The organism is Candidatus Neomarinimicrobiota bacterium (assembly GCA_041862535.1).
Classification (GTDB): Bacteria; Fidelibacterota; Marinisomatia; order SCGC-AAA003-L08; family TS1B11.
Map to the genome: position 1 here is coordinate 1 of JBGVTM010000085.1, position 7588 is coordinate 7588.

Annotated in this window: 6 protein-coding genes; all 6 read right to left on the reverse strand. The window is 57.9% G+C overall.

Annotation, left to right across the window (positions count from 1 at the left end; genetic code table 11):
- The coding region (locus ACETWG_03340; GenBank protein ID MFB0515620.1) for a hypothetical protein at nt 1-1473 on the reverse strand (1473 nt) is incomplete at its 3' end.
- Entirely contained in the window at nt 1463-5023 is a 3561-nt protein-coding gene (smc, locus tag ACETWG_03345) for a chromosome segregation protein SMC (GenBank protein MFB0515621.1), read from the reverse strand. The genes ACETWG_03340 and smc, both read right to left, overlap by 11 nt.
- Before the next feature lie 237 nt (nt 5024-5260).
- Complete coding sequence (locus ACETWG_03350; GenBank protein ID MFB0515622.1) at nt 5261-5863, reverse strand: hypothetical protein; 603 nt, start codon at nt 5861-5863, stop codon at nt 5261-5263.
- A gap of 20 nt (nt 5864-5883) precedes the next feature.
- Nucleotides 5884-6924 carry a zinc-binding dehydrogenase gene (locus ACETWG_03355; protein ID MFB0515623.1) on the reverse strand — a complete coding sequence of 347 codons (1041 nt, stop codon included), beginning with the start codon at nt 6922-6924 and terminating at the stop codon, nt 5884-5886.
- Nucleotides 6925-7113, reverse strand: coding sequence for a hypothetical protein (locus ACETWG_03360; GenBank protein MFB0515624.1), 189 nt, complete (start codon nt 7111-7113; stop codon nt 6925-6927).
- A gap of 6 nt (nt 7114-7119) precedes the next feature.
- Nucleotides 7120-7539 carry a deoxynucleoside kinase gene (locus tag ACETWG_03365; GenBank protein ID MFB0515625.1) on the reverse strand — a complete coding sequence of 140 codons (420 nt, stop codon included), beginning with the start codon at nt 7537-7539 and terminating at the stop codon, nt 7120-7122.
- Between the last annotated feature and the right edge of the window lie 49 nt (nt 7540-7588).

A 7588-nucleotide genomic window follows, 5' to 3' on the forward strand; every position in this document is an offset into this window, starting at 1 on the left:
CTCTACAGTTTCGACTACTGCTGGCTCCGCAACCTCCGCTTCCAACTCCAATGCCGGGGCAGCCAGGGTATCGATTATTACCGGCTCTGGAGCCACAGTTTCGACCGCTGCTGGCTCCACAACCTCCGCTTCCGGCGCTGCTGCCGGAGTGACCGGCACCCACGGCAGTTCCCGCCGCCAATTCTCATTCCAGACCACTCCGGGCTTGGTGGCATGAACTAAGGCAAACTCACCGTAGCCCTTACGATCAACAAAGACGAATTGATGTGTGCTGTCAGGATAAACGAAGGTCCAGATATGATGCTCCCTCAAGGCACTGCTGGCCGGGTAGGTTTCGATTGTAGTGGGTAGCCCATGAAGGAATATAGTGCGCCCCTGCTCCGATAGCCGACCACGAGCACGCCAGCCAGGATCATAGGCCTTCACCTGCGGCCAGCGCTGCAGCAGCTCTGCCAGGTAGGTGGTCGAATCCCGGTTGAACTCACGGGCAAGCCGGCCAACCGCTACCCTGATCATCCGGTGGCGGTTCGCCAGATCACCCGAGCGATATTGCTGCAGGTCCAGTTCGGGCTGGATCATGCTCATACCACTTGCAAAGTCGAACAGTCGGGCGCTGGAGAGCGCCACCAGCACATCACCTGTATCACTGGGAATTAATTCCTCCCCAACCACCTTGAAAGTCTTCTTCGCGGTGGCGGTGTCACCGTCAACGGCCACAATGAAGCTGAGCTGATAATCACCTGCTGTGAAGTCTGAGAGGTTGATGGCCCCCCAATCTTTATAAACCAGGGCCGGGGATGGCGTTCGCTTAGGGCCCAGGGTGATTGCTTCGCTGCTGTCCTGCCAGACCACGGCCTGGGTTTCCACCGTATCGAGCGGCGTGAGACCGTATACTTCGACGTAATACCACAAGAGCGGCTGGATTCTGCTGTAAACGGCCCCGGCCCTGGGCCACACTGTCAGCCCTTGTTTGAAAAACTCCTTCTCCCGAGACGCCCGCCGTATCAGGCGACCCAGCTGGATAGTGCTCGTGCCCAGCACGTAGTCCCGATGGGCGGGCAATTCGATCTTAAATGAACTGTCAGCCCGGTTACCCTGATCATCTTCCACCGCCACCTGGACTTCATATTCCCCCGGAGCCAGGGTGAAAGTGGCTTGCTTGGGAATCGTACCTTGCGGGGCACCATTCAGGCGCTCCACAATGTCATCAATGGACATCTCCCGGAAGTCCACGATCCGCCCGCGCTGATTGATTAAAACCACTCCGGCCAGATGCGCTACATACCGCCCACGCACTTCTTCGTAGGTGACCTGACCACGATTGATTTCCAGGTAAACCTCCAGCCGGGAGCGATTCCCAGCAGCCCGGTAAATGCCCACGTCCAGATCGAAGGGGAGCACCTGGGACTGGAGCCCTACCGCCTCCAGGATGAGGCAGGCAATCAGGGTAATCAGGGTTCCTTTACCGTGCATATTCACCTAGATTCACCGATACCAGGTTGGAAAGACCCTCCTCAGCCATGGTTACGCCGTAGAGATAATCCGCGTTCTCCATGGTGAGCTTATTATGCGTGACGACGATAAACTGCGTGTCCTTGGCGAACTGCTTGATCACTTTGGTGAACTTTCCGATGTTGGCATCATCCAGGGGCGCGTCCACTTCGTCCAGAATACAGAAGGGACTGGGTTTCACCATGTAAATTGCGAACAGCAGGGCGATGGCGGTGAGGGCCTTCTCCCCCCCTGACAGGGCCCGCAGCGAACGGGTCTTCTTACCCGGCGGCTGGGCGATGATCTCGATGTCCGCCTCCAGGGGATCAGGGTCTCCCACCAGTCGCAGATCGCCTTCCCCGCCTTCGAAAAACAGTCGGAAGGTCTGCTTGAAATGGTGGCGAATCTTGTCATAGGTATCCCGGAACTGATCCCGCGCCTGGCGATCGATCCTCCTGATGGTCTTTCCTAAACTCTCTTCGGCCTCAAGCAGGTCATCCCGCTGCTCGGTCAGAAATTTGAGGCGCTTCGATTCCTCAGCGTACTCCTCAGCCACCGCCATGTTAATGGGACCAATGCGCTCCAGGGATGCCCGCAGCCTTTCAATCGCGGCGCGCAGGGCCCCTTCGTCCACCTGTTCCCCCACATCCTCACCAGCTGCAACTTCCTCGTGGTATACTTCCTGAATGCGCGAGCGAATCAGCTCCTCCTGCTTCCCCAAATCCGAAAGTCGCAGCTCCAATTCCTGATATTGGGATAGTGCCGCTTCCCGGCTATGCTGCCGCTGGCGGATCTGCTCCTCCAATCCGGTTATCTGCTCGCGGACCTCCCTGACAGCGGCTTCCTTTTCATCACAGGCCGACTGCCGATCGTTGACATCCTTCTCCAGGGCCGTGCGACGCTGCTCCGCCTCCACTAGTCGTCGGGTCAAATCTTCAATGTCCTGGCGGGCCTCATCACTGTCCGCCTCCAGCTGGGCGATACGCTTGGTGGAAGCCACCAGAGCGTCGGCAACGGATAACCTGCGCCCGGCCAGGTTTTCGCGCTGGTTCTCTACCGTCAAAAGCTCTACCCGGGACTCCTGCATCTCGCCCTGCCACGCGTCCCGCTTCGTCCGCACTTCCTGATAATCAATCTCCGCCTGACGAATATCGGCCTCCAAACTGGTCTCCTGCTCCCGGAGGTGCTCCAGCACTTTATCATGGGCGGCCAGATTATCTTCCAGACCTCGAATCGAGTCCTTGAGTGCAGCAACCTGCGACTTCAAGGCCTTCACATCATCGGTCGTGCGCTGCAGCTCGTATTCCAGCCGGGACAGATCCCGTCCCAACTGGTTGGCCTCACCTGCAGCGGTCTCACCTTCCTCTTCAAGCAGCTGACACTGCTGAGCCAGATCGGATCGCTGAGCCTGAATTTCCGCCAACCGGGCATCCAGGGCGTCCGTTTGCTGGGTTGTCTCGGCGATGGCCTGCCTTAAGCGATCCATTTCGCCGGACCGACCAACGATAACCGTACTGCCCTGTGTGGCGGAGGTATCTTCCAGGCTAGATGACCGCTGGCCGCCGTGAGTAAGGAATGGCACAGCGCCGAATAGATGACCTTCAGCGGTCACTACCGTAACCCCGGGCGGGAGATCCTCTAAGGACGCTCCCGCCTCCGCCCAGTAGAATCCGGCCAGCAGCCGCCGGTAGAGACCGATTAACTTGTCGGGCACCCTGACCAGCTCCATAAGCGGAACGGCGGGGACCAATTCCGGCTTTGATGAGCCTTCTTCCCCGGACTCAATTCGATCAAGGGGAATAACTGAGAGGCGACCCAATCCTTCCTGATCTGCTTGGGCCAATAGCTGTCGCGCTTGATCCACAGTCTCCGTCACCAGGCACGGGGCGAAGGGGCCCAGCGCGGTTTCAACCGCCAGCGCATGCACCGGCTTCACAGCCGCCAGCTCGGCCACCACCCCCAGAACACCGGGGAACCGGCTCATATCCGCCAGCACCGCCTTGGTGCCGCTGGGATAACCCTCGTGACTCTCCACCAGCTCGGCGAAAATCTCCAGCCGCGACTGCAGTACCTGGGTCTGCGTTGTAAGCTGCCGCTGCTCGTCCCGCACACCAGATTCCTGCTCGTCCAGGTCCTGGCGCTGGGCAGCTAGCTTTCCCCTTTCCGCCATCAGCTCGGCCAGGCGGGTCTCAAGCTCCCGCTGCCTCCGATTGCCGTCCGCCCCCTGCTTCGCCAGCGACTCCCGGCTCTCACTGCGTTCAGCTATATCCTGATCCAGACGCGTCAGCTCCTGCCGCTTTTCCCCGGCCATGTCCGCAACCCGCTGGCAACGGGCTTCCTCCTCCTGAATGAGGTGCCGGTGATTGAACCTCCTTTCCCGAACCGCCTGCAGATGTTGCTCCCCCCGCTGGTATTCGCCCACAATGGCCTCTTCCTCCGCCCGCCGGGCCTCAAAAACCTGCCGCAACTGCTCCAGCTTCGGACCGAGCGCCTGCAACTGCTCTTCGAGCTTGGCTATCTCCGACTGATAACCAACCTCGCGCTGGGACTCTGACTCCCGCTCCTGCTCGAAACGCTCCCGGCTGCGGCGGGCCGAACGCAGCTGCTCCCCCCAGACCAGCTGCTTTTCCTTCAATTCATGCAGCTCGCCGGTAGCTTGCGACAGAGACTGACGTGCGACTCCCAACTCGTGCTCCCGCTGGCCGCAGGTCACCTGCAGCTGCCCTAGCCGTTCCTCGTCCCGGGCAATGAGGGCCGCCTCGGCTTGGCGGCTGTCCCGTCCGGCGGCTAGAGCCTCCCGGAGCGGTGCCGTTTCCCGCGCCAGATCCTTTATCTGCAACCGGGCTAGGGCCAACTCCCGGCCTTTCAAAGCGGCGCTCAGCCGCTCGTGACGCTCAAACCGCTTCAACTGCAAACCCAGGGCTCGAACCTGGCTGTCTACCTCCCCAATAATATCATTGACCCGCTCAAGGTCCTGACTGGTAGCCTCCAGCTTCCGCTGGGCTGACCTGCGCTGCTTCTTATACTTATTGATACCGGCCGCCTCCTCGAACATCCGGCGGCGATCATCCTCCACATCCGACAAAATCGCCTCAATCATATTCAACTCGATAACCGAATAGGCATCAGAACCCATTCCGGTATCCATGAACAGCTCCATGATGTCCTTCAACCGGCAGGGATTCCGGTTGATCAGGTATTCGCTTTCACCATCGCGGTATAAACGGCGGCTGACCTCAATGTCAGTATACTCCAGGGGCAGCTTGGCCTTGCTGTTGTGGATGGCGAGGGTGACTTCGCTGATGCTGGAGGGCTTGTGGTTCCTGCTTCCATGAAAAATGACTTCCTCCATCCGGGAACTGCGGAGAACACTCTGTTTCTGCTCCCCAAGCACCCACCGCAGACCATCAACGATATTGGTCTTACCGCAACCGTTGGGACCCACTACTGCCGTGATGCCCTCCCCAAATGTCAGCGTGGTTCGCTGACCGAAGGACTTGAATCCGTGCAGAACCAGACTAGAGATGTACATTGATACGATAATCTAGGGTAGGAGCATTAATAAAAAAGATTCGCTGCGGAGACCGTGAAATAATAGGCTTTGAATCAAACATTGATCGAATAGCTCGGCACCCGTTCTATTGGCCTGTACAAGCTAAACAACCCGCGCGACAATGTGCCTCCTGGCATGAAAATACCTGACAGCTGGCCAAATAAATGCCCTCGCAACCACCCAAAGTTAGCGGAAAATGCCGGGCTTAATCCGCATCTATCGCGGTTTCTGCCCACTCGAAATGACCATCTTTAAAAAGGCCCCCTCATATTCTGGAAATTCCCCTTCAGGCAAATAGGACAGCGTGGATAGATACCCAATCTCGATCCGGTAAATGACGCTGCCGGTATAGACCGAAGCCCCGACACCGGCCTGGACATAGGGCACCCAGCGCAACGACATCTCCCTGAAAAAGGTGCGCAGCCGGCCGAATTGGGCAAAATAACCGGAAGCCCCACCCTCAAGCACGGTATGGGGGAAAAAACCGCCCGCCATTTTCTCCTGAAACCACAGGTGACGCCAGCCCCAACCCAGCTCTAAATAGTAAGTCTGCTTGGCGGTACGCTCGTAGCGATCCAGGTACCAGTTGTAATAGGTGAGTCCAATTCCTTCCTCTTCGATGTGAAAGCCCGCCGCCATGTAAGTGTGATGGGCCTCGTACGGGTTGGTTGCCCTGGTATAAAACAAGGACTGGCCACTCGAAAACGAGAAACCAAGCCCCGCATCATGGATCTTCCGGCCACTGTCCTGTCCACTCGCCATCAACGGCAGCAGAACACAGATTAAAAATCGCAAATCGCGTAGTCGGATGGAATTCATCTTGTACCTCAAGAAATAATTCAAGTCCTGTTATATGGAAAAGTTACCACTACCTTGCCGTGATGACGACTTGCCTCCAGGTACCGGTGGGCATCGGCGATCTTCTCCAGGGGATAAACCCGGTCCACGAAAGGTCGGTAGTGCCCCGCTTCAAAGCCCTTTAATACCGCTCGAAAGGTATCCAGATCACCCATGGTTGATCCGAGAAAACTCAGCTGCTTGCGGAAAGTATGCCGCAGCTCAATGGATACCTTACCACCGGTTGTTGCGCCGCACACGACCATCCGGGCTCCTAGTCCCATCGTCCGGCTGGACTGGTCCCACGTGGCCGAACCCACGTGCTCGAAAACCACCTGCACCCGCTCCGGGCCAGCCACTTCCAGGACTTGCTTGTGCCAATTCGCTTCGTAATGGTCCACTACCTCCTGGGCGCCCATGGACTTGGCAAAAGTGGCTTTCTCCCCCTTTGAGGCGGTCGCAATTACCCTGGCACCCAGATGGGCCGCAATTTGAATGGCTGCGGCTCCCACGCCGGAGCTGCCTCCCACCACCAAAACCGTCTCCCCGGGCTTGAGCTGAGCGCGCTTTACCAGCATCTGATAAGCGGTCAGGAAAACCAGCCCGAAGGAGGCCGCTTCCTCAAAGGTCAGCTGCGCCGGCTTCCGGAATAGATTTTCCCGCCCCAGGGTAACGTACTCGGCTTGGACACCGTCCTGCGTCTCGCCCAGAATACCATACTCGGGGCACAGATTCTCCTGCCCGGCACGGCAGGCAGCACATCGACCACAAAATAGGCCCGGCTGGATCACCACCTCATCGCCCCGGGCAAATCCTTCCATGGCCCCGCCGACCTCAACTACTACTCCCGACCCGTCACTACCCATGATGATCGGAAGCGATACCCCCGGCAGGCCGTTCCGGACCCACAGGTCCAGATGGTTGAGGGCCGCCGCCTTCATCGCCACCAGCACCCGGTCGGCAGCATTCAACTCAGGACGGGGCACCTCATCTATAGACACTACCTCCGGGCCACCAGGCTGATGAACACGTACCGCCAGCAACTACTCGTCCTTCTCGGATTCTTCCTTGGTTACATCCTCAAACTCGGCATCGATAATCTTCCTGTCCTCCAGCGCTGAAGGCCGCTTCCGCGATTCTCCCGGCAAGACCTCTTTCAGCGTCCGGGTTAAACGGAAAATCAGCCATATCACCAGACCACCCAGAAGAATAATCAATAAAGATCGGAACATTGCCAGCTACTCACTCCGGGCGGGATTGAAAAAGCGGGTGCCGGTAACCGGTTTGCGGATAAACTCGATGATCTCTTCAAAATCGTTCGGTCGGTTGACAAAATCAAGCTCGTTGGAATTGATGATCAGCAGCGGGCCGCGGTCATAGCGGAAGAAAAATTCGTTGTACAGTTGATTTAAAGCATCCATGTACTTCCAGTCGATATTCACCTCGTAGGACCGATCCCGACTCCTGATATTAGCCATCAGGCGGTCAGTGTCGGACTGAAGGTAGATGACCAGGTCCGGGTTGGCGATATCCCGCTCCAGCATACCGGCCACCCGGTCGTACAGGGCCATCTCCTTGTCACTCAACGTAAGGGAGGCAAAGAGCCGGTCCTTCATGAACATATAGTCCGTGACCAGCAGCGGTGAGAAAAGGTCCAGCTGCTACAGCTCTTGCTGCTGGCGGTAGCGCGACAACAGAAACCACAGC

Excerpts from the sequence above, each read along its gene's own strand:
- smc (MFB0515621.1), bottom strand. The coding sequence starts at position 5,023 with ATGTACATCTCTAGTCTGGTTCTGCACGGATTCAAGTCCTTCGGTCAG.
- ACETWG_03350 (MFB0515622.1), bottom strand. The coding sequence starts at position 5,863 with ATGAATTCCATCCGACTACGCGATTTGCGATTTTTAATCTGTGTTCTG.
- ACETWG_03360 (MFB0515624.1), bottom strand. The coding sequence starts at position 7,113 with ATGTTCCGATCTTTATTGATTATTCTTCTGGGTGGTCTGGTGATATGG.